Raw genomic sequence first — 24,717 nt, 5'->3', positions numbered from 1 at the left:
CCTTCAAAATTTGTACAAAAAAGTAAAATACTACGCGATATATTCTCGTAGCATTTTAACTATTCTTTATTTTATAAAAGAAAAAACCTCTTAACATTTGGGGACAAATGTTAAGAGCTTCTACTATTTTCGGATATGTTAAAAAAGTTCTATGCTTTGTATACCTGTTGACATAGCCATTTTTCTTAAAGTCTTATTATACATTATAGAAGATTTCATATTTTTGAGGATAATATTTCTTCTAAGCCTTCCACATGCCCTAGCATATCTTAATTGAAAGCCGTCTATTCCCTGATTTAGAGCTTGCGCTGCCTCACTAGCACTTTGAAATGCATAACTAAATCCCTCTGCTGAACTTGGACTTATCCAGCCTGCTGCTTCACCTATAAATGTAACTCTATCCCTTCCAGTGCAAATATCTTTTATACTTTGAGGGCGGAGTATAAATGCACCTTCTCTTTTAGTCCTTTTATCAAAAACAAATCCATAATTTTTTAACTTACTCTTGAGCAATTCAAATTTCTGTACTGGATCATCTTCTATAGAAAGTGCCGCACCTATAATAAGATTATCGCCCTTGGGAATTGTCCAGGAATAAAAATCTGTTATTTCCGGATCAAAAATTGCTGAAAAATATGGCAGTGTTTCTTCAACTTCAAACCATTCTTGAATAGATATATATTTTTTCAGCTTCCCTTGTAAGGGAAATTCCTGTCTACGAACAAGCGAGTTTGCTCCATCTGCACCTATTATAAGTTTTGCATTTTCACTATATTCCTTACCATTATGTAGAAAATTCATTTTATAAAAATCTTTTTCTTTAATATAATTTTTAAAATACCAGCCACATCTTAAATCAACTTGATGTGGGATAATTGAAACAAGCCACCTATCAAATTTTTCTCTATCTATGTTTAAATAAAATCGCTGGTAATATTTCTCAATCTTATTGTATAGATCAATAGTTCTTACTGCAAAAATCTGTGGATCTACCAGTACATCCTTAGGCAATCCCAATCCTGATTTCGCGAGAATTTTCTGAGCATCTGGAGCCAAAAGTCCTCCACAACATTTCACAGTAGATGTTAAATCTGCTGACTTACTCAACTGTCTTTTATCTAAGAGTAGTACTTTATAATCTTTAGCAACAAGCCTTGCAAGTGTTGCGCCTGCTGGACCTGCCCCTATAATCGCAATGTCATACATAGTCATTTACCTCTCATTATCTATATTTAATCATTGATTATAGTATATCATATCTTTTATCGTTTATCAATGTATCTATTATGTTTATCAATATATTTATTATGTTTATCAATGTATTACTATTGTTTCGGCTCAATTGTAAAACGATATGCCACTTTGTAAATTGAAATGCAACGTTTGTAATTGACAACTGAATATTTGTAAATGAAATGCAACCTTTGTATCTAAAAAGCCAGTTTTGAAACCCCAAAGCCACATTTGTAATCCAAATGCAGTTTGATTTTTTGGTTTTTTGATGTATGATAATAGAAAATAGGCATGCCAAGTAGAGGTCAACTCACTCTCGATTTTTTTGTAATCGGAGAATCCACCCCTATTTTAGGATTATATGGATGGCTGGCGGCACTGTTTATATTTTTATTTTTTGAGAAGAGTTGGTTTTAACATGATGCCGCTGGCTGCTACCAGTGTACATCCTAATTTTTGTAAAACATCTTCTCCATGGTAAAAGCTGAACGTTTCGTACGGGCTACGGTTGTTCAGTTTTTTTCTTTTATAGGAATTAATGTGATTCATCATTAGGCTGATATTTTCCTGTGTCAGATGATCGAAGCTGTTTCCCTTCGGAAGAATCCGCCTAATCAACTCATGGTTAACCTCTATGGCTCCCTTTTGATAGGGACTTCCAGCATCACAATAAAATATATTGGTATGATGTCCTGATCGTTTTTCAGTACCATACTCAATTGCCTTTGGATTCGAAAACTCGCGCCCGTTGTCTGTAATAATTACAGGGAAAAGGGTTGTAAAAACCTCTTTCCCAAGGGTTTCATAAAGTGTTTCATAAATATCCGTTACTGATTTTGAAGTATTTGCATCTCTAAGAAATGCTAACATCAAGCTGGTATCTACAAAGTGTATCGTTAAAAGGCATTTGCCACCCTTACTTCCAATCACAGTATCCATCTGTACAACAGTGGTATCCTGATTTTTAGCAAGGAATGCCTGAAAGTCATTATAGTTGCGCCCGATACGCACAATCCACTTCTGGACTGTGAAATGGCTTCGTGAGCTTTCATATGGGCATGCTCCGCATCGTATATATTTTTTAATAAAGAGCATTTCCCAAGTGTTTCACAACCATTACAGACATAGGGAACCCTAAAGCGGGCAGTACATATTTCCAAAATGAAATAAGGACAGTACATATATCCTCCATTCCGCCGCCAACTCTTTTAGGATATGTAATTTTGAATGTTAGTAAAACAAAAAGACTGACACATGCCAATCTTTTGTAAGCCAAGACGCAACCTCTTGGCAATATATTTTATTAAAGAATTATACCGCAATTGTAAATAGAACAGATTGCTTTTAGATTTACAATTGAGTTCGTTTATATGTAAAAAAAAAAATAAAAAATGCAATTTTAAATATTATTATGAATCTAGAGATTTTTTCGCAAAAAAAGACTGCTACACTAATTTCTTAGTGTGCAGTCCCTTTGTATTAGAAATTTATTTTTTTATATAGTGACAATTAACATCGATATGGTTTAAGAACAACAATAATCTTTCATAAAGTGGTTGAACTTTATCACCATACTTTTCCTCTAGACTTTCTCCAATATCTTTTACCGTCTTCTTGCCATCTATCTGCAAAAACACACAACTTCCATATTCATCTAACGAAGTTCTCTTATACTCTGGAATTCTGAATTTAAGTTTTCTAAAGAACTTTTGGAACTTATGATCTTGTTTTTCAAGTATAGTCACAATATTGACTTTATCCACTTCATATTGGAAATTGTCAGAGATTTTATATATTATATTTAAAACGTCTTCGTTATTACTCGGCATTTTTTACCTTACTTCTTACTATAGGTATTATAGTAGCTATTATTAGAGCTACTAATATTATAATTGCCATTCCATTAGAAGCAGTAAATCCACTTGGCCCAGTTCCTTTTAAGACACCTGTTACTTGAAGTACTATACCTATAAGTCCTATAATAGAACCACCGGCAACAAGTCCAGAAGATAAACTTATACCATTAGAAATTTTAACTTCCTTTTCTTTTTCAGATTTAGAAGTTTTTTCTACGAATAAACGAACCAATGCACCTATTAATATTATAGAAGTTGTAGCTATTGGTAAATAGAACCCTATAGCAACTGTCATTACAGGAAGTTTTAATAAGAATAAAACAACTCCCATCGCAGCACCAACAATGATCATAACCCAAGGTAATTCACCTGACATTATACCAGCAGTTAATGTTGACATTAAGTTAGCTTGAGGTAGTGCAAATGGAACATTATCACCAGTCATTGCAAGTTGACTTGAAAGTAATAATATAGTAGCAATAACTACTACAACACCAACTACGCCAGATATAGCAAAGTACTTATCCATTTCATTTTTGTTACCACCTACTATGAAAGTAACCTTTTGTGACTGAGCGTAACCTCCAGCCACAGATATAGCAGTAACTATAAATGTACCAAATAAAAGTAATGATTTGTTGTTTGCAGGATTTTTCCATCCCATTGCAACGAATAATAATGTTACAACAACTATAGAAGCTATTGTCATACCGGATACAGGAAGGTTTGAAGTTCCTATAGTACCAGTTAAACGACCAGAAACTATAACAAATAGTAATGATAAGAATAATGACAAAATAGACGCAACTATAGCCATTGATATATTACCACCAGATACCACGAAACCACCTATGAAACATACTACTACTCCACCGAGTAATATTAGGTTTCCAACAGATGAGCCACTGCCACTATTTGAATCCTTAGCATTCATAGTTTCTTTTATAGACGATATTATAGTAGGTATAAGTTTTATAGCACCTATTAACCCACCAGAAAGCATCATACCAGCACCGATATATTTTACATAACTACCAGCGATATGTTTAACTTGCATAGCATTTATAGCAACATTAGGATTATTCCATACAGTTACACCATCTGTTGCAAGATTTGAGAAGTAACCTATTAAAGGCATAATACCGAAATTAGATAATAAAGAACCAGCAAACATTGCTACAGAAACCTCTATCCCAACTATGAATCCTATACCTAATAATAGAGGGTTAACTTCAACTTCAACTTTCCACTTGTAGAAGGTTTCATTTACATAACTTATAACGTTATTAGCTACATTCAAAAATGAACTAGTTATAACAGTTATAATACCACCTATTCCGAACCCTATTCCCATGAACTTCATTGAATCTCCAGCACCTTCTGAAGCAACAAGTGTTTCAGATATAGCCATTGACTCAGGGTACATTAACTTACCGTGTTCTTCAACGATTAAGTAATTGTAAACAAGAGAAGCTACTCCAATACCGAATAAAACTCCACCTACACCAACAGCCAAACCTTCTAAGAAAGACACTTTAGCCCCTATTAAAAGAACTGCTGGTAAAACGAATATTATACCACTAGCAACAGATTCTCCACCGCTTGCCATACCTTGAACTAAGTTTTTGCCAAGGATACCTTTTTTCTTTGCAAATGCAGCTATAAATGCGGAACCTATTATAGAACCTGGTATACCAGCGGCAACTGTAAGCCCTGATTTCATTCCTGAATAGGCAGTTGATGCTGAAAATATTGCTGCTAAAATAATACCGATTATTAATACGGCAACGTTTCCACCAGATTTAGAACCAGTGGAAATGTAGGGAACGTAGTCTTTACCGTCTACTCCCCCGTATGCATTTTTTGATAACTTATTATCCATAAGTCATACCTCCTTTTGTATTTTATAAATATTATTATATCATGCTTTCGTCATAAAACGGCTTTTCATAATTTTGCGAATAAAGACATTTATCTATTTAGTAATTTGCAATAGTTCCAATTAATATACAATTTTTGACCTATACATTTTTTGACCTATACATTTTTAATTTTCATATTCCCTCTCAACTTCTCAACCCGTGCTCCAGACCAACTTTTATCGTCTTTTTTTTACTATTTAGTAAAAATAAATACGTTTAATCTAAAGTCATATACTTTGCATATTCATATGAAATTAAAGAGTCAACTCTATTCTCCTTCCGACATCTTTCTTAATGAGAATAGTCAGATATCTAATTTCAATTAAAAAATTAAAATTATCGATAATCTTTTTAGACACTGACGCTCACTAATAAATACCAACTAATCATTTTCATATTAAAATTTTAGGGTTATTCCTGGTGAGCTTTGTGAGAGAAGGGAGCTTGCTTATGGAGTAATATAGTTAGGTAAAGAAGGAATTCATTTCACCATCCAATTAAATTTCTATAGATTATTCTAAGTATTTAAGATGCAGAAAAGCACCACAGCTCCTAAGAGTGTGATGCTTTAATATTATTAATCTAAGCTTATAATAGTTCCGTCTTCGACCCTTAATGCTAATTTTGCCTTGCCTAATGCCACAGGCTTACATAATGTATATACAAGATTTTTAATTAAAGCGTTTATTTATTTGAATCTTACAAATTGATAACTTGAAGTAGAATCATTATATTTAAATTCATATACATATTTAAAAGTTTTTTTAGAAGAAGTCCCATCTTTAGTTATAATGTTATAAACTTGGGAAGTCGTTATACTTCCAGACTTCTTATCACCACTAATGTTGTAATCTGTAATATTAGCAGAAATAATATTTATATGTATTCCAGCTTTATATGTATTAGGTATATATGATCGCTGCGCTTTATATATCTCACTTCCAGATGCTACATAAGGAACAATTAATGAAATATTATTTGTATCAATAGCCTGCGAAGAATAAGAAGTATAGTCGTTTAAAAGGTCTTTTAGTTGCTCTTTAACATTATCTAGATCATTAGTGGTCCCCTCTTCTGGAGTGTCCATTCCAACAACTTCCTTTGGCTTAGTTGTCTCCACTGTTTTAGGTGTAGCAGTTTCAGGAGCCTTTTTAACCGATGCTTTATTAATCATGAAGGAGGTTAAAAAAATAACCAAAGCTATTATACAAGCAAACACTGCTATTATAAGTAATTTAATTAGCTTCCTAGACTTTTTAGTCCCTACCAAAACATTTCTGGTAACTTCATCAGCGGGCTTCTGGGAATTCATAAACATTGTTCTTGTATATTCTTTATCAGCTATAATAGCACTAAGACCAGAAACCATAAGCTTTATATCACGATAGCGACTTTTAGGATCTTTAGCTGAAGCCTTTTGAATAACTTTAATTAAGCTCTTAGGTGTATTCTCAGGGTAATTTTTCTCATTAATAATATCCATGGTCTGGATTATGGATTTTCCTGTAAGCATAAAAACCATAGTGGCACCAAGAGAATAAATATCTGTTTGAGCATTGGATTGAACATTCTCAAGTTGTTCTGGTGCTATGTATCCAATAGAACCTAAAATCATTGTGTCTCCCTCTTGGCCTTCCTTGTAGGAACGTGCTATTCCGAAGTCGATAAGCACTACTTTATTGTTAGGCTTTATCATTATGTTAGAAGGCTTTAAATCCCTATATACAATAGGTGGATTGAAGCTGTGAAGGTAACCTAAAATACTACACAGCTGCAATGCTATATCTGTTACCAATTCTGAAGATAATGCACCATTAGCACTTACATGCTCCTTTAAAGTCTTTCCTTCAATATAATCCTCCACAATGTATAAATTATCATTTTCATAAAAGATATCAATAATTCGTACAATTCCTTTATGATTTAAATTCTTTAGTATATTGGGTTCAGCAAGAAAGTCTATTTCGTTTTTGCACTGACTATTTACTTCCTTAACTGCCCAAAGATTCCCTAACCTGTTATTTTTGCAGAGGTATACTGTGCCCATACCACCTCGTCCTAGAATCTTTATTATTTCGTATTTACTCTCTAGTATTTGTCCTGGATTTAACATGTTCTTACCCCCAATGTGAAAAACTACTCTATAAAAATTTTATTTTCTTTCTTAAGTAAACAGATTTTCCCACTATATGTTGATAACTTACTAATTTCCCATTTAAAGAGGACGCAACACGCGTCTGCGTGGTACTTAGTAGCTCGTACTACAAGAAATTATATCATAAAAAGCTTATTGATGGATTTATTTTAGTTATATATATTGAAATTCCTGTATCTAGTTTTATTTTCTTTCCAATTATCAATATTCTTATATATCAAGTGTACTTTCAATATATAACAATTTTCGAGCCACCCCTCAATTGTAGGGAAAAGTTAATTTCTAAAATTAACCATCATTAAAAAAACGAAGAGGTGACTGGATAGTCACCTCTTCGTTTTTCATTAGCCTGTGTGGAATACTTATATTTTAAATTTTTGAATCATTATGTTAAGTTTTTCAGCTAATTCACTTTGTTTCTGTGCAGATTTTGCAACGTTCTGAATGGATACCGTTGTATCATTAACACTTGCTAAAATCTCTTCTGTACTTGCTGTAGATTCTTCTGCCGTGGCTGATACACTCTGAATGGCAAGATTTACCTGGTATATAGTTTCTGACATTTGTTTTGTAGCTAAAGCAATGTCTGTAGAGATTGCATCTACAAAATTTGCATCCTCTTCATAGCGCATACCCGTATCATTAAGAAATTCATAATCCGGTTTTACTTTATCATCTATAAATTTTAATATATCTCTTCCACTTTGAGATAAATTATCAAATGCAGACTTTATTTGAGTTACCGAGTTTTGAATATTCGTAACTGCCTCTGAGGATTGCTCAGCTAGTTTTCTTACTTCCTCAGCAACAACTGCAAATCCTCTTCCACTCTCTCCTGCCCTAGCTGCTTCAATAGCTGCATTTAGTGCAAGTAGGTTTGTTTGGGAAGCTATATTTCCAATGGAATTTGCCATTACTATAACTTGTTCAACTACTTTACCTTCTTCTATAGCCTTAATTATATTAGCCCGTTGCTTATCATAAATTTCATTACTTTCTTTAATGGCCTGCATTGCATTCTTTTTTACATTAGTAGCACGGTTTTTTATTTCTTTAACAGAATCATTTGCATCTTCAGCCTTCTTATTAAGAGCAGTAGTTGTTAAACCAATTTCTTCTGTTGATGCAGACACTTCTTCAGTAGTTGCACATAAATCCATAGCCCCTTTAGAAATTTGATCAATAGATTCGTTTACCATTCCCATTGTAACTGAGATTTTTTCAGTAGTAACAGTTAATTCATCAGATGATTGTACAAAATGATCTACTGTACCACGAATTTCTTTAACAAGATTTTGTAGGTTAGATATCATTTTATTATATCCATTTGCTATTTGCCCTACCTCATCTTTACTGTTAATTTCTAATCTTGATGTTAAATCCCCTTCATTGTTGGAAAGTTCAGTCAATTTAGTTGATATAATTAAAAGTTTCGATATTTTAACTAATAATATCATAAAGGTAAAAATTATACATATAGCCAGTACTGCTATTAAAGCCTCAGTAAGCATAAGTGCAATGTTCACATTTTTTTTCGCATTTTCAGTTTCTTTTTCTGCTCTTGTATTCATCATATCTTGAAATTGTTTTATAGGCTCCATTATTACACTTTTATTTTTATCGTAATCACTATCAAACATTAATGTTCTTGCTTTTTCGAAATCTTTAGTCTCCATTGCTTTCATTGCTTCATTTTCAGTCTTAATTAAAGCATCGGAACTATTTTTTGCTTTTTCTATTAAATCCAGTTCCGCTTGTGGTGCATTTAGTTCTTTTAAATTTGCTACCACCCTATCACGAGTTTTTGTTTCATTTACCTCTTTCCAATAATTATCAAAAAATGTTTTATCTCCGTCAATTACATATCTTCTTGCTTGGTCAGTTAAATAGTTGGAAGCATCTGCTAAATCAACACCTAATTGTTTAAATATACCTTGATTATTTACGGCATTCGCTTCTTTTGAAAAGTTTTTATTAAGAAGAAATACACTCATAACCGTACTGATGATTAACATTATAAGGATTGAACTCATTAATTTTATAAACTTAGATAAGTACATGGCCTTTCCCCCTTTGTTTTTTTGAATCTTAATTATAATTATATTATAATTAAAATTATAACTTAGTAAGATAATATTATATATATGTCAACAACTTTTAACAATTACTACTATATAAATACATAATCATATTTTTTTGTAATATTATGTAAAAACACTCCACAGTTACCCTACTCCTAGCAAAAGAACTGTGCTAAAATTAGCACAGTTCTTTAAATTTTTTATTATAATTATAAACATATATCTGGAAATCTAAAAATAAAGGGACGCAATACAGGGTATATTATTTTATACTATGCAAATCTAAATTATTACAGACCTGGTAGTATATTCTGGAACACTGATAAAATAGATACTATTAAGAGTACTGTTAATCCTGAAATAAATCCTGGAATTGTCCATGCTCTAATGGTATCACCAACAGAAATTTTAAAGAACCTACTGATTGCCCAAAATCCTGAGTCATTTGGAAGTGATAGCCCCATGCCACCTGCACAAATAGCAATTGCACATAAAATTGGTGAAACACCCGATGTTGCAATTGTTGCAGAAAGTATTGATGATGTTGTTATAAGTGCTACAGTTGTAGATCCTTGTGCACAACGAATGATTTGAGAGATCATGAAACAAAGCACTAAAATTGGAATGCTATAACCTGATAGTGTCGCTGCAATATAATCTGCAATACCTGTAGCTTGAAGAACCTTACCATAAGCTCCACCAGCACCTGTAATTAAAAGAATCAACCCAACCTGATCAGCCGCTCCAGTCATGATATCTGAAACACCTCTCTTAATGTACGGCAAGGAACTAATTGAAGCATAAATTACACCAATAAGCATTGCTACATTTTTGTCACCAAAAAACTTAAGATAAGGTGTAATTGGATGGTCCGTGCCAAGCATCATTGTACCAAAACTTGCCAGTAAAATAAGTAAAATAGGTACAAGAAGAAGAGAAAGTGCTTTTATAAAGCTTGGCTTTTTTTTGTTAGAATCTGATTTTATTTTCTTTTCATCAACTTCTAGATCGTCAAAGGAATAAGTGTGGTTATTTTTATGATCAATCTTGTCTAAATATTTAGCGTACCAAACTCCAGCAACCATTGTTGCTGCAAATGCACAGACAATAGAGTAAACAAAGAAAATACCTATGTCTATTTTCAGTGCTTCTGATACTGCAAGTGGTGCAGGAGTTGGTATAACCATAGCGTACGTAGCTGTAGTTGCTATAGAAATACTACAAGCATATGCTACCATAGAAACACCAGTCTTTTTAGAAAGAACCCTAAGCATTGGTGCAAACATAATATAAACTACGTCACCAAATACAGGAATACCTGTAATAAAGCCGGACAAAGCCACCGCATGCGGCGTTCTTTTCTCTCCGAATTTTTTTAGAATTGTGTCAGCCATTACTTCTACGCCACCGGATTCAAACATAAATGCACCAAGCATAACGCCAAGGCCTGTGACAATACCTATACCTGATAGTGTTGAACCAAATCCCGCTGAAATGGTAGACCCAATTTCAGACACTGGCATGCGAACAAACACTGCCGTAACTACAGACGTAAGCAATAATGCTACAAAAGCATTTAATTTAAATTTCATAATTGTTACTAATAGAACAACCACTGACAATAAAAATACTAGGATTAATAATGGACCTGTTAACATAAAAATTCCTCCTAAATTAAATATTAATAATTCCTTAAATTATTATAAATATAAAAAAAATCTGCTCTTTTGCATTATATTTTTGTAACCGTTTATATGTAATTGTTTAGTAAATCAACTTTAATGTGAAATAAGGGAATTTAAAAATGATTCCCTTATTTCACATTGCATATTTAAAAATAATATTACTCCATGTATCCACCTTTCATAGGGGACACTGCATATTTAGTATAAAGTCTTAGGACACCCTTTGTATGTTTTGATACTGGCTTTATCCATCTTTCTTTTCTATCTATCAAAATTTCATCAATTTCACTTAAACTTCTCTCGTCACCTTTTATTCCAATAATATTAATTGACCTTGCTGGTATATCTATCTTAATTAAGTCACCCTCTTCTACCAAAGCTATAGGGCCGCCTTCACTAGCTTCTGGGGATACATGCCCGATAGCTGGGCCTCTTGTAGCTCCTGAAAATCTACCATCTGTTATTAGCGCTATAGACTCAACTAGTTCTGGGTCTGATGCAATAGCTTCTGTAGTATAAAACATTTCAGGCATACCAGAACCTTTTGGCCCTTCATATCTGATAAATACTGCATCTCCTGGTTGAACTATTTTTGTTAGCACTGCTTTCATTGCCTCTTCTTCACAATCAAAAACTCTTGCTTTTAACACCACTTGCATTAATTTCTTAGAGATTGCTGAATGTTTTACAACCGCTCCTTCTGGTGCTAAATTTCCTTTTAATATTGCAATTGCCCCCTGTGGCGCAATAGGATTCTCTTTTTTCCTTATAATATCTTCTCTTTTTAATTCTAAAGTTTTAAGAAATCCATTACATTTTTCATAAAATCCATTTTCCTTTAAATCCTTTAAGTTCTCACCCAAAGTTTTTCCAGTAACCGTAAGTACATCTAGATTTAAATATTCTTTTATTTCTTCCATTACTGCAGGAACTCCACCAGCATACCAAAAATATGAACCAGGATAGTATCCGCTTGGTCTAATATTTAATAAATATGGGATTTTCTTATGAATTTCATCAAACAATTCAGCTTTTATTTCTATGCCAAGCTCATGTGCAATAGCAGGAATGTGAAGTAGTGTGTTACTAGAACCCGCAATAGCTGCATGTATCATTATAGCGTTTTCAAAAGCCTTCATCGTCAAAATCTGAGATGGTTTAATGTTCATTTCAACAAGCTTAAGAGCATGTTCTCCAGCAACTCTGGCAATTGATTTAAGTTCATGCAAAGTAGCAGGTACTAAAGCTGTTCCTGGAAGTGCCATTCCTAATGCTTCTGCCATTATTTGCATTGTTGATGCCGTCCCCATAAAAGAGCAGGCACCGCAGCTTGGACATGCATTATGTTTATAATAATTAAATTTTTCCTGCGTTATTTCTCCTCTTTCAAATTGGGCACTATACGTTCCAATTTGCTCAAGTGTTAGCATATCTGGACCTGCGTTCATTATTCCTCCTGGAACAAATACTGCTGGCATATCAAGTCTTGCTATAGCCATAAGATGCGCCGGCACTGATTTATCACAACTTGTAATAAATACTCCTGCATCATAAGGCGTTGCTTGTACATGTATTTCAATCATACTGGCCATAATCTCTCTTGACGCAAGAGAATAATTTATTCCGTCATGACCTTGCGCTTCTCCATCACAGATATCAGTAACAAAAAACTTAGCTGCTTTTCCGCCCATTTTTTCAACGCCTTTGCACGCCTCTTCGACTAAAGTATCTAAGTGAACACTTCCTGGATGGCTCTGCCCAAAACTACTTTCTATTATAATTTGTGGTTTTTTTAGGTCTTCGAGCTTCCATCCAGTTCCTAACCTTAAAGAGTCAATTTCCGGAGCTTTATTTCTTAATTCTTGGCTTTTTAACATTAACAATCACCTCATATTTGATTAGTTGTATGACATTTTCTTTGTTTTAATAGTAAATATGTTCATTTTTAATGAAATGCGTTACTATTGTAGGACAACTTATTACATAATAACAAATGTTTAACCGCTAGTCAATAAGTTCTTAATAAAAAGATCGTAGCAGCCTTTACTTATAAATATATATTGTTTTCTTCATGTTTAATCCTTATTGTTCTTTCTAAATGTGCCTTATCCTCTAATCGTAGTTTGATCATACCTTAAAGGTCCTGAGTAATCAGGACCAAATAAAACCATTGTCTCCCCAAAAGTTACAACATACACATTTATCTTTGCACCCTTCCTGAAGCATCACCATTCATAAGTGTTTCTACTTCTTCCTTACTCACGAGGTTAAAGTCACCTTCAACGCTGTGCTTAAGGCAAGAAGCAGCCACTGCATATTCAAGAGAATCTTGACTTGAAAGACCTGAAGTTAAACCATATATAAGTCCTGCTCCAAATGAATCTCCACCGCCAACTCTATCCACTATATGCATTTTATATTTCTTTGAACTATAAAATTCGGATCCATCGTATAACATTGCAGACCAACCATTATCAGACGCAGAAAAGCTTTCTCTAAGTGTAATTGCAACATACTTTAGGTTAAATTTCTCTGTAAGCTTTCTTGCCACATCTTTATAGCCTTCACCACTTAAAGTTCCACCAGTTATGTCTGTTCCTTCTGCACTAATACCAAAAACTTTTTCTGCATCCTCTTCATTTGCTATAACTAAATCACAATACTTTACAATTTCCCCCATTACCTTGCCAGCTTTTTCACTACTCCAAAGTTTTTTTCTAAAGTTCAAATCCACACTTACCATAACACCAGCTTCTTTTGCTGCCTTTACTGCATCCAGTGTTATTGCTGCACATTCATCTGATAGAGCAGGAGTTATCCCTGTAAAATGGAACCACTCTGCACCCTTAAAAATATCTTTCCAATTAAAATCTTCTCGTTTAGCCTGTGCAATTGCCGAATAAGCTCTATCATATATTACCTTAGAAGGTCTCTGAGATGCTCCTTTTTCACAGTAATAAATTCCAACTCTCTCGCCATCTCTTACTATCATATTAGTGTTTACGCCATATTTTCTAAGTTCATTTACTGCTGCTTGCCCGATTTCGTGTGTAGGTAATTTGGTTACAAAGTAGGCGTCCTTACCATAATTAGCAAGTGAAACAGCCACATTTGCCTCCCCTCCACCATAAACAACTCCGAACTCTTTCGATTGTGCAAATCTTTCATAGCCAACTGGCGCAAGCCTAAGCATGATTTCCCCAAACGTTATAAATTTTCCCATATTATTGCCTCCTATAAATTCAGTACATACCAATTGATATGTACTGAATTTGATTATTTCTATGCTCTTGCTTTTTTAACTTCCTCAACAAATTTCGCAGCAGTTCGTGTTACTAATTCGTAATCTCCGTTTTTTGCTCCTCTAGTTAAATCTCCACCAGTTCCTACAGCTACGGCACCCGCCTTGATCCAATCCTTAACATTATCAAGCGAAACTCCGCCTGTTGGCATAAAGTTGGCCTGCGGAAGTGGTCCTTTTAAAGAACTTATTATAGATGGACCAAAAGCATTTCCCGGGAATACTTTTACTATTTCAACACCGAGTTCTAGTGCTTCGACAGCTTCTTTTACTGTCATAATCCCTGGCATAACTGTAATTCTATATCTATTACATAACTTTACAGTTTCCGCATTCAAACTTGGACTTACTATAAACTTTGCACCAGCTAAAATGCAAGCTCTTGCGGTTTCAGGATCAAGAACAGTTCCTGCCCCAATAAGTACTTCTTCATCATCTTTATATATTTGAGATAATTCTTTTATTATATCTATAGCACCTGGTACTGTCATTGTAACTTCAAGTGCGTTAATTCCACCTCTTTTAACTGCTTCAACGATTTTTATACCTTCTTCTTTTGATGTTGCACGAATTACTGCAACGATTCCATATTCAATTACCTTTTGAACTATTTTTAATCTCTCCATAACTACACCTCTTCCTTTAAATTTTGCTCTTAGTTTTTTAACAGTATTAATCATCTAGCATATGATTAGTTGTATTACAAATCGTTTAATTTAATCGTAATCATATGTATATAAGCTAAATTGTACAATTATTGTAGGACAACTAGTTACATATTAACAAAGGTTTAGCTTTGAGTCAATACGTTCTTAATAAAAAAAGTGTAGCTGTTCTTTACTTACTAATATATATTATTCACTTTCTATTAAATCCCTTATTGTTCTTTCTATATGTCTCCTTGAATATAACCTAGCAAGTTCAGAGTCGCTATTCTTGATAGCATCTAAAATAAATTTATGTTCTCTTATTCCACCAGATGGTCCTAAATTCTTATATGAAATCTTTTGATGATAGCTTAAAATATTTCTAAATACCTCTTCTACCTTTATAATTAATAGATTTCCAGCTCCCTGAGCAATTTTCATATGAAATTCTAAATCCATTTCAGTAAATTTTTCAATATCTCCTTGGTATTCAACCATTTTCTCATAACACTGCTCAAGCTCTATTAATAACTCAGGCGCACATCTTTTAGCACATAATCCAGCTGTTTCAGCTTCCATAATCAGTCTGAACTCTAGAACACTCATATAACTGTTTGCATCAAGACTAATCATAGGTATTAGGTTGTTTAAGAAAAGATCAGCCTTTAGATCATTAATATAGGTACCCCCACCATGTTTTTTTATAACAATATTTAAGGTTGCTAATTTTTCAATAGCTTCTCTCACAGATACTCTGCTAACCTTAAACTCATCCGCCATTTGAAGTTCTGGCATTATTTTAGTACCAGCTTTCCACTCTCCACTAAATATTTTTTCTTGTATTTTATCATAAACTTTATCACTAGCCCTAGTTTTTTTCATCCTATTATCCCCTTTAAATTTAATGCTTAATTATAACATATTATGTTTAAATCCTCCATTGTACATGGTTAATGGAACAAGCCCCACCTTATGGTGAAGCTTGTCTTACTTAACTATTTTAATTAGAGCAAAATACTTTCTTTTGTAAGAACAATTCATCTTAACTTACTTTAAATTTGGCCAATATTCTTTATTAGCTTCAATCATATCATCTAAAATTTGTTTTGCTACAAAAGCAGATGGAATTGTTTTGTTCATAGTAAATGCCATAAGTGCTTTTTCATAGGATCCCTCAATTGCAGCTTCAACAACTAATTTTTCAGAAGCTTCCTGTTGTTCGATTAGTCCTTTATAGAAGGTAGGTATTTCTCCTACACGTATTGGTTCTGGTCCATCTTTAGTAATATAAGCAGGTATTTCTACCATAGCATCATCTGGTAGATTTTTAATTGCGCCCTTATTTTCAACCATAACCAAATGTCTCTTTCTTAAGTCATATGCTAAGCTCATGGCTACTTCCACAATAAATTCTCCATGCACTCCTGTAAAGAATTGTGTCAGATCAATTTCACCAGTAATATTATAGTTATCCACTGCTGCAAATATCTTCTTTTCTCTTCCTTCCATTACCTCATTTGCTCTTGTATGGTTTTTATCAGATTCTTCTACAATTTTATCTCCTAAAAAATAATACTGCATATAAGTGTTTGGAAGATACTTCGGAAACATATTCATCATATGTTTCGCATTCTCAAATGTATGAATCCACGATGCATCATTATGCCTTACTTCACTTCTTGAATCTGGAGGAATATAACCATGTTCTGCTACATATGCCTTTAATTCTTCTGTTTTGTCTTCACCATTTACTCGAATTTTTGTATACCACCCAAAATGGTTTAATCCAAAATAATCCGCTTCTATTTCATGTCTATCACAATCTAAAATATTTGCCATATTTCTCATAATTGCAACTGGCATATCACATATATTTAAAATCCTTGCATTTGGTCTTAACTTATACATAGCTTTTGCTACAATAGCTGCTGGATTAGAATAATTGACAATCCAATAATTTGGATTTGCATATTCTTCGCAATAATCAATCATTTGAGCCATAGGGTAAATAGTTCTTAAACCATATGCTAATCCACCTGGACCACAGGTTTCTTGCCCAATCACATTATATTTTAATGGAATTTTCTCATCCAATTCTCTCATTTTGTATAATCCAACACGCATTTGAGCAAAAACAAAATCAGCGTCCTTAAAAGCTTCTTCAGGATTAGTAGTAAATATAAGCTTTACGTCTATATCAAACATCTCAACAACTTTTCTTACTATTACGCCTACTTTGTTTTGACGTTCCTCATTTGTATCATATAGTCTCAACTCTGATATTTTGAATTCTTCTTTTCTTGAAAGTAAACTTTTAACAATTCCTGGGGTATAAGTGCTTCCACCGCCTACGATTACAAGCTTAAATGTTTTCATTTTAATAATTCCTCCCTTATTCTATTATTCCTAATGCTTCGTCTACAATTGTTCTGATTTTATTAATTGAAAGGCCATACACAACCTGTATATTGCTTCCTTTTTTTACAACGCCAGATGCTCCTGTAGTTTTTAAGGTTTTTTCATCAATTACACTATTATCAATAACCTCTACTCTAAGTCTTGAAAAACAATTTTCCAAGGTTACTATGTTGCTCTTTCCACCTAGTGCGTTTATAATCATCAAGGCTTTCTCTCTATCCTCAATGATATCTTTAGATTTATTACCTGCTTTTATATCTTGTTTAACTTTTGTTGCATTTTCATTTAAATCAATTACAGAATCTGTGTCATCATCTTCTCTTCCAGGGGTTTTTAAATTCATTTTTTCAATCATAAATTTGAACACTATGAAAATAACACCTATTTCAATTAACCCTATTAATACATATACAGGCCAATGAGTTTTGCCAATTCCTGCTGGAATATTTATAACAAGAAAATCTAAAATACCATTTGTTGCGCAAACCCTTACATTAAATAAATATACCAACATTTGAAAGAATCCATCAATAGCTGAGTAAACAACCCATAATATTGGAGCTGCAAAGATAAATGTGAATTCTAAAGGTTCTGTAATGCCAGCAATTACAGAAGTCAAGGTTGATGGTATTAACTGAGCTTTTAAATTATTGCGTTTTACTTTCTTAGCAGTGAAATAAAATGCTAAGGATACACCTATCACACCAAAAGTTTTAACTAAACCATACGTCAAAAATCTTGCTGAATCTGGCATCATAATAATTGTTGGATCATTAAGTAATGCTAAGAATATTGGTTTTGCTCCGATTACATTCTCCCCGTTAATAATCATCTGATCACCAACTGCAGAATATAGAAACGGTGACCAAATTAAATGGTGGAGTCCAGTTGGAACTAGGAATCTATTTAAAAATCCATAAATAAATACTCCAAATGCTCCTGCTGTACTCATAAACCCTGTAAGTGCAGTTATTCCATTTGCTATAGTTGGCCAAATATAAGTCACACCACTGCTGAATATTGCAATTATTGGAATCATCCTAATTAATACATATTTGCTATTTCCATAAGGGGCCATAACACCTTTAAATTCTTTGTTTACAAACTTATTGTGAGTTATCGCTACTAGAACACCTAAAATCATTCCTAGAAAAACTCCCATGTCTGTTACATGGAATCCTAGCTGGATTGTTTGCCCTGTACCATACAAAGTACCTGCTGTATCACCCTTAATTAATTTACCTGATAATTCTAACCACTTGCTGTTAGCACCTAAAAACAAAATATAGGACATTATAGCTACAAACGCTGCATCTGATTTTTTATTTTTTGACATACCTATGGCAATTCCAACACAAAACACAATACTTAAATTGTTCATGATTGGTGACAACATACCATTTAAGAATTTACCTATTGACCAAATTAATCCACCTTGGGTAACAAACGCTGTATTAGTAAGAACAGCCGTCAAAGCAATTAGCATACCTATTATTGGCAAGAATAAGACCGGTCCAATCATAGCTTTAGCAAATTTTTGCATACCATTTAAAATCTTGTCCTTCATTTAACTATATCCCCCTTCACTATCTTGTAAAATTTTTCTTTCGTAATTACTTAGACATAGGATAGCATGATTAATAAATATTGTTAATAGTTTTGGCCAATTCAATAACATGTTTACTAAAAAGTGAATATGTTTACATTCACAAAAGAAGACTATCCCAAAAACTAGTTTTGAGACAGCCTTTTGATAGGTTATAGATTATTCATTGCTTTATCTAATAGGTATTCCATAACAATCATCACTCTAGCATAAAAATAATTAGCAGTAATATTTCGGTCATCTAATTCTTTATCATCCAATATAGAAAAATGGAGATTGGATTGTTTAGACATATGGTCCATATGCTTTCCAGTGAACGTAATAATATCTAACTTATTTTCAACTGCATAATCTATAACTTTCGTTACGCTTTCAGTCTCTCCACTTTTAGATATTCCAATTACTAAATCACCACCTATCTGATTATTATCATATACAGCATAGGAATTTGTTTTAATACATTTAAATCCTAATACTAACATCTTTCTCCAAAAAAAATCTGCAACTGGATCAGAAAAGCCAGTAGCTGTTATAAAAATTATATCCTTTCTATGTTTGATAAGCATAGACGTAAAAGCCTCTATTTTTTCTTTATCGATATGAGATATAAAACTAGTAATATCAGAAGTATGCTCTTGATTTTTTTCATGATTTTTTATTATAAAATTCAAACGATATACCATATCAGTATAGCCCGTATATCCCAATTTTTTCGATAATTTAATTACTGTTGCTGCAGAAGTATAATTAATATTAGCAACTTCTCTTACCCCTTTATTTAATACAGACTCACTATTTCTTAATATATATTCAAGCACTTGTCTCTCTATTTCCGTCAATTTATAATTATCAGCAATTTTGTAAATATCAAATTTCATCTTATGCCTTCCTTCCTGGTTATATCGCATTCAGACTGTTTATAAATTATAATTTATTAATGCACTAAATATATCATAAGTTTCAATTATAAGAAATGAAGTAAATCAAGATATATTTCAATGTCAGATTTTCAGTATAAAATATACGATACTCTCAATAAAAATAGAGCCTTCATCATCAGTTGTCTCCTCTTCGCATGCTATTGCTACTTCATCTTCTAGTATTGTTAAAATAATTCTACTATGCTAAAATCACATTAATAATAATACTACAATTATAGAAGGAATCAAGCCTGCCATAAAGTAAGCTACCATACTAATAATAACAAGCACCCAGTCTCATGCGGAATCAAGTTATACCTTTGGAACACAAACCCATACAATGTTTTTTAGAATCAGCATTTGATTGAGACTCCTTCCTCTTATTATGTTTATCATCATATATTACTAATATTAACTTAATGTAAACTGAGACTAAAATTTAGAAAAAAAAATCTATTTACAATAAATTGATAAACTATCATAATGTAAGGATAAGAGGGGCTATCAATCATTAAAAGAATTGTAGGGCTTAGCAAGGGAGAAATCACAGTAGAAAGTAACATCCGCCAAGGTACAACATTTACCGTAAAGCTACCCAAAGTTCAACAATAGATGCCATAAAAAATAAAAAAATAAAACGGAGGATTTTCATAGATGAATAAGAAAAATCAAACTATTTCAGAATCTGACGAGAATTATTGGTATTCCTGTGATACAATTCATAAGGATCTTCTTGCAACCAAAAAGTTTGTCTATGATTGGAGCAATTTTCAATGCTCCAACCCCGCAATAGAAGTACAAAACACTGAATATGGAGCTTATGTATTTAAGTTAAATGACTTATTAATTAGATTTCGTGTTGCTAAAATTACTCCTACAAAGGTAGGCCAATTTGTAACTTTATGGGAGCGAATTGGAGATGGACCAATTCAACCATATGACATATCAGATCCAGTGGATTTATTTGTTGTTAGTACCCGCCAAGGTAATAATTTTGGTCAATTTATATTTCCAAAATCTGTTTTATGTGATAAGAGTATAGTGTCCAATAAAGGAAAAGGTGGTAAACGTGCGATACGCGTTTACCCGCCTTGGGACAAACCTACGAGTTCACAGGCTCAAAAAACTCAAGCATGGCAGCTAGAATACTTTTTAGATATACCGTTAAATACATCAATAGATTGTGTTCGCACTAGAATGCTTTATAGTCAAAATTGTATTTTACGCATTAAATAGCAGTGCGTCTAACACAATAACTGTAAATATTTTGGTAATGTTACCTTACCAAATTGTCAAATGCTTGCTTATCGCCCTTTGTATCTGCCGTATTAATGGCATACTCAACTGGTGAAAAACCCAGAAATATTACATATATTTGTAATTCCGAGCTTTTCCTATATTTTTTCTAAAAATACTTCAATCTTGTTTTTTCTAGTGAAATGATCTTGTTTCTATATACACTGCTTTACACCTTTTATTTTAACTTCAGTGTACTGGATCTCACCTCTTCTATGTATGGTATTGAGTCTTCTGCACCTTTTCTTGAAACGGAAATTGCTGAAGCAAGAGATGCAAGCTTTAGAGCTTCTTTTGCATCATATCCTTGTGCCAGGCTTCCAATAAAAAAACCAGTAAAGGTATCCCCAGTTGCAACATTTTCATTTTGTTTTATATAGTCGATATTTACATTGTTCTTTTCAAGAACTTCGATTAATAGATTACCATCAGATTTTACCACAGCTCCTGCATGATATAAATTTACCCCTGATCTTGCCAGTGCAATAGATTGATTTAACCCTTTACCACCGCAGAAAGTCTGTTGTGATTGTGACGACATAGTTTCTCCAGGGCGTACAAAGTGATCCACCGTATAAACAAAATCCAAATTTAAAGATCCAAAATTTAGTATTTTCATATACTTCTCCTTACTCCTTATAAGCACAAAGATATTATTATTATTATTATTATTATTATTATTATTTTGTAATACTTTTATGTTTACTGTTTTCTTAAAAAATCATAATAGCATTCCAAAGATTTAAAGTATTTCTCTAGAGATAATTTTTCATTTGGTTTATGTGCCTCGCTACTTTCTGATGGTCCAAACAATATAGTAGGAATATTGTACTCTTTTAAAAAAATTGAGGCATCACTGAAAAAACCTGTGCTCGTTATTTTGGGTTTAATTCCGCAAGCATTTTTTATCGATACGGATAACATCTGTACCAAAGGCTGCTCTAATTACTTCCCATGGATTTGCACAGTTCTGATTATTTTTTCTAAAAACTTCTTCATTAGTATTGTTTATTAGCAAAACATATGTACAAGAATAGGGTCCTTTTGTAGAAATTGTATGGTACAATGATACTCAGGGCGGAGTTGAAATCTTATCTGAATTTGTAGAAAAAGACGAAGAATAACTGAAGGCGGCTCTGAAGTATCGAATAAATGTACAAAAGATGTAATTATTGTTACTAATAAAAATAGACATAAGGAGATTGATTATGAAGATTACAGAAGGCTATATTCCATATCTAGAATATAAGACTTACTATCGTATAGTAGGTGAATGCACAGGAAATAAAAAACCATTGGTTTTATTACATGGTGGCCCGGGTTCTACACATAATTATTTTGAAGTACTTGATAAAGTTGCGGAAGATGGACGTGCGGTTATTATGTATGACCAATTGGGATGCGGATTGTCCGCAACACCTTCCCGTCCTGACTTATGGTGTGCAAAGACATGGATAGAAGAATTAATCCAGTTACGTAAACACTTAGGCCTAGACGAAATTCACTTATTGGGACAATCTTGGGGCGGGATGCAGGCAATTCAATATGCTTGCGAATACAAACCAGAAGGAATCAAGAGCTACATCTTATCCAGTACTTTACCATCTGCCACAATATGGGAAAAGGAACAGCGTAGAAGAGTTGCATATCTTCCGCGAGAAATGCAAGATGCCATTGCAAAAGCAGAAAAATCCGGAGATTATTCATCAAAAGAATATAAGGAAGCAGAAGCAGAATTCATGCTTCGTCACTGCGCAGGCCTATTAGGACCAGATTCACCAAAATGCTTAAGCCGTCCAAAGGTTTCTGGAACAGAAGCTTACGTAACTGCATGGGGTCAAAATGAATTCAGCCCATCTGGCAGCTTAAAAAACTTTGATTTCATGAAAGAGATTGAAGATATTAAAGAACCTAGTTTAATCATCAGCGGTTTGCTTGATCTTTGCTCACCACTTATTGCAAAAACAATGTATGACAAGATCCCGAATTCAGAATGGGAATTATTTGAATTTAGCCGACATATGCCCTTCGTAGAAGAGAATGAGAAATATATAGATGTGCTTAATAAGTGGTTGAATAAAAACGACTAATTATCACAGCGTGAGATGACTCTCACTAAAATAAAATAAGCCTACACTCCCTTAAAATAATATTTTTAAAGGAGTGTAGGCTTATTAATGTTTTACTATAACTTATTCTTCTAAGTGATATTCTTTTATTTTTCTATACAAAGTAATTCTTGGAATTTTCAACCTCTTAGCAACAAGGCTTTTGTTATATTTACATTCTTCTAGTACATTTTTTATGATTTCTTTTTCTATTGATTGCATGAATTCGTGTAATCCTTCATCCTTTCTCTCTACATTGCTTCTCAAAGAATGATTTATAATGTATTTAGGAAAATCCTGTATGGTTATATTTGTCTCTTCTGAATTCACACACATTTTGTCTATGACATTTTTAAGTTCTCTAACATTCCCAGGCCAAGTATATCCCATGAGGAGCTGCATTATATTGTTTGGAATTTTTCTATATAATCCATTTTCCTTATAAAAAGTACTGAGAAAGGTTTCTACCAAAACAGGAATGTCTTCAATTCGACTCCTTAAAGGAGGAATATCCACGGTAAGAACATTAAGTCTATAATACAAGTCCTCTCTAAAAGTGCCTTCTCCAATTAAGGCAGGAAGATCCTTATTAGATGCGCATACCACCGTTGTATCCACTGCAATTGGTCTTTTCCCTCCTACCTTTACAATTTCCTTTTCTTGCAGAACCCTTAGCAATTTAGCTTGCATATAATATGGCATATCGCCTATTTCATCTAAAAAAATAGTGCCGCCTTGTGCAATTTCAAATTTTCCTATATTTCCACCTTTTTTTGCTCCAGTAAATGCTCCATCTTCATATCCAAAAAGTTCAGCTTCTAGCAAATTTTCAGGTATAGCCGAACAATTTATACTTACAAAAAGTTTGTCCTTTCGGTTACTTTCATTGTGCAGAGAATGCGCAACAAGTTCTTTTCCCACTCCACTTTCTCCAGTAATCAGGACATTCATGTTCACCTTTGCAAATTTCTTAATTTGATTTTTGCACTCATTAATAGAAGATGAAGAACCTATTATATCACTAAGGTTATATCTTGTAGTATTGAATTTTGCGATTTCATTTTTATATAATTTTAATTGTTTATCAAGTAATTCACACTTATCCAGTACTTCTTTCATTTGTTGAATCTCTTCAAATAAAACCATGCCTAGTCCACCAATTAACTCACCATTATTATTAAGCAATGGAATTCTGTGTACAATGGCTTCTTTACCATTTGCAAACTTATGGCGCATCGCAATATCTGCCTTTTTCTCACTTAATGACTTTAGAAACTTTGAAGTATAATCCACATCCGTAATCAGTTTATTTATAATTTTCTCCACAGGAATTTGAAGAAATTCCGAAAAAGTTTTGTTTATATATATGATCCTACCTTCTTTATCTAAGAAATCTACCGCAATAGGAACCTTATCGAAAGCTTCATGGCAAAACTGTATAAATTCTTTTGTATCTATAAAACTTGACATCTTCATCACCCTTTGTACA

The 24,717-nt window shown here is 33.1% G+C and carries 21 protein-coding genes; 3 read left to right on the top strand and 18 right to left on the bottom strand.

Translation table 11 applies throughout. From position 1 onward, the window contains the following. Positions 1-138: 138 nt before the first annotated feature. The 15 genes from KPL50_RS17800 to KPL50_RS17730 all read right to left on the bottom strand — a co-directional run bounded on the left by KPL50_RS17800 (position 139) and on the right by KPL50_RS17730 (position 19,782). Positions 139-1,206 carry an FAD-binding protein gene (locus KPL50_RS17800; protein WP_216299895.1) on the bottom strand — a complete coding sequence of 356 codons (1,068 nt, stop codon included), beginning with the start codon at positions 1,204-1,206 and terminating at the stop codon, positions 139-141. A gap of 417 nt (positions 1,207-1,623) precedes the next feature. Further along, complete coding sequence (locus KPL50_RS17795; protein WP_375372941.1) at positions 1,624-2,244, bottom strand: transposase; 621 nt, start codon at positions 2,242-2,244, stop codon at positions 1,624-1,626. Positions 2,245-2,314: 70 nt separating this feature from the next. Further along, complete coding sequence (locus KPL50_RS17790) at positions 2,315-2,509, bottom strand: hypothetical protein (RefSeq protein ID WP_216299918.1); 195 nt, start codon at positions 2,507-2,509, stop codon at positions 2,315-2,317. A 211-nt stretch (positions 2,510-2,720) separates the two neighbouring features. Then, positions 2,721-3,062: a PqqD family protein gene (locus KPL50_RS17785; protein WP_216299894.1), complete on the bottom strand. Its 342-nt coding sequence runs from the start codon at positions 3,060-3,062 to the stop codon at positions 2,721-2,723. Next, complete coding sequence (locus KPL50_RS17780) at positions 3,052-4,971, bottom strand: OPT family oligopeptide transporter (protein ID WP_216299893.1); 1,920 nt, start codon at positions 4,969-4,971, stop codon at positions 3,052-3,054. Before KPL50_RS17780 ends, KPL50_RS17785 begins: the two co-directional genes overlap by 11 nt. 728 nt (positions 4,972-5,699) lie before the next feature. Further along, entirely contained in the window at positions 5,700-7,124 is a 1,425-nt protein-coding gene (locus KPL50_RS17775) for a serine/threonine-protein kinase (protein ID WP_216299892.1), read from the bottom strand. Positions 7,125-7,528: 404 nt separating this feature from the next. Beyond that, complete coding sequence (locus KPL50_RS17770; RefSeq protein ID WP_216299891.1) at positions 7,529-9,226, bottom strand: methyl-accepting chemotaxis protein; 1,698 nt, start codon at positions 9,224-9,226, stop codon at positions 7,529-7,531. Between the two features lie 311 nt (positions 9,227-9,537). Continuing rightward, the gene (locus KPL50_RS17765; protein ID WP_216299890.1) at positions 9,538-10,905 is read right to left on the bottom strand and encodes a GntP family permease; all 1,368 of its coding nucleotides are present in this window, start codon (positions 10,903-10,905) and stop codon (positions 9,538-9,540) included. Positions 10,906-11,090: 185 nt separating this feature from the next. Continuing rightward, positions 11,091-12,809, bottom strand: a complete 1,719-nt coding sequence (gene ilvD / locus KPL50_RS17760; RefSeq protein WP_216299889.1) for a dihydroxy-acid dehydratase — start codon at positions 12,807-12,809, stop codon at positions 11,091-11,093. Positions 12,810-13,132: 323 nt separating this feature from the next. After that, on the bottom strand, positions 13,133-14,155 hold the full coding sequence (locus tag KPL50_RS17755) for a sugar kinase (RefSeq protein WP_216299887.1): 1,023 nt from the start codon (positions 14,153-14,155) through the stop codon (positions 13,133-13,135). Positions 14,156-14,214: 59 nt separating this feature from the next. Then, positions 14,215-14,859: a bifunctional 4-hydroxy-2-oxoglutarate aldolase/2-dehydro-3-deoxy-phosphogluconate aldolase gene (locus KPL50_RS17750; protein WP_216299886.1), complete on the bottom strand. Its 645-nt coding sequence runs from the start codon at positions 14,857-14,859 to the stop codon at positions 14,215-14,217. Between the two features lie 228 nt (positions 14,860-15,087). After that, positions 15,088-15,762, bottom strand: a complete 675-nt coding sequence (locus tag KPL50_RS17745; RefSeq protein WP_216299885.1) for a FadR/GntR family transcriptional regulator — start codon at positions 15,760-15,762, stop codon at positions 15,088-15,090. Between the two features lie 165 nt (positions 15,763-15,927). After that, complete coding sequence (locus KPL50_RS17740; RefSeq protein WP_216299884.1) at positions 15,928-17,256, bottom strand: 6-phospho-alpha-glucosidase; 1,329 nt, start codon at positions 17,254-17,256, stop codon at positions 15,928-15,930. A 16-nt stretch (positions 17,257-17,272) separates the two neighbouring features. Further along, entirely contained in the window at positions 17,273-18,865 is a 1,593-nt protein-coding gene (locus tag KPL50_RS17735) for a PTS transporter subunit EIIC (RefSeq protein ID WP_216299883.1), read from the bottom strand. Positions 18,866-19,056: 191 nt separating this feature from the next. Further along, the gene (locus KPL50_RS17730) at positions 19,057-19,782 is read right to left on the bottom strand and encodes a MurR/RpiR family transcriptional regulator (protein WP_216299882.1); all 726 of its coding nucleotides are present in this window, start codon (positions 19,780-19,782) and stop codon (positions 19,057-19,059) included. A gap of 549 nt (positions 19,783-20,331) precedes the next feature. On the opposite strand from KPL50_RS17730, the gene KPL50_RS27975 reads away from it, so the two are divergent. Then, positions 20,332-20,436, top strand: a complete 105-nt coding sequence (locus tag KPL50_RS27975) for a hypothetical protein (protein ID WP_375372942.1) — start codon at positions 20,332-20,334, stop codon at positions 20,434-20,436. A gap of 42 nt (positions 20,437-20,478) precedes the next feature. After that, the gene (locus KPL50_RS17725) at positions 20,479-21,060 is read left to right on the top strand and encodes a MepB family protein (RefSeq protein ID WP_216299881.1); all 582 of its coding nucleotides are present in this window, start codon (positions 20,479-20,481) and stop codon (positions 21,058-21,060) included. Between the two features lie 238 nt (positions 21,061-21,298). On the opposite strand, the gene KPL50_RS17720 is transcribed toward KPL50_RS17725, so the two are convergent. Continuing rightward, positions 21,299-21,739: a PfkB family carbohydrate kinase gene (locus KPL50_RS17720; RefSeq protein WP_216299880.1), complete on the bottom strand. Its 441-nt coding sequence runs from the start codon at positions 21,737-21,739 to the stop codon at positions 21,299-21,301. A gap of 83 nt (positions 21,740-21,822) precedes the next feature. Next, positions 21,823-22,053 carry a M20/M25/M40 family metallo-hydrolase gene (locus KPL50_RS17715; RefSeq protein ID WP_290443251.1) on the bottom strand — a complete coding sequence of 77 codons (231 nt, stop codon included), beginning with the start codon at positions 22,051-22,053 and terminating at the stop codon, positions 21,823-21,825. 275 nt (positions 22,054-22,328) lie between these two features. On the opposite strand from KPL50_RS17715, the gene pepI reads away from it, so the two are divergent. Further along, positions 22,329-23,210 (top strand): proline iminopeptidase, encoded by an 882-nt coding sequence (gene pepI, locus KPL50_RS17710; RefSeq protein WP_216299877.1) that lies wholly within the window; start codon positions 22,329-22,331, stop codon positions 23,208-23,210. Positions 23,211-23,312: 102 nt separating this feature from the next. Here pepI and KPL50_RS17705 read toward each other — a convergent pair whose 3' ends face one another. Then, positions 23,313-24,698 (bottom strand): sigma-54-dependent Fis family transcriptional regulator, encoded by a 1,386-nt coding sequence (locus KPL50_RS17705; RefSeq protein WP_216299876.1) that lies wholly within the window; start codon positions 24,696-24,698, stop codon positions 23,313-23,315. Between the last annotated feature and the right edge of the window lie 19 nt (positions 24,699-24,717).

The organism is Clostridium sp. CF012 (assembly GCF_018861755.1).
Classification (GTDB): domain Bacteria; phylum Bacillota; class Clostridia; order Clostridiales; family Clostridiaceae; genus Clostridium_AD.
This window is presented reverse-complemented; position numbering and strand designations above follow the sequence as displayed.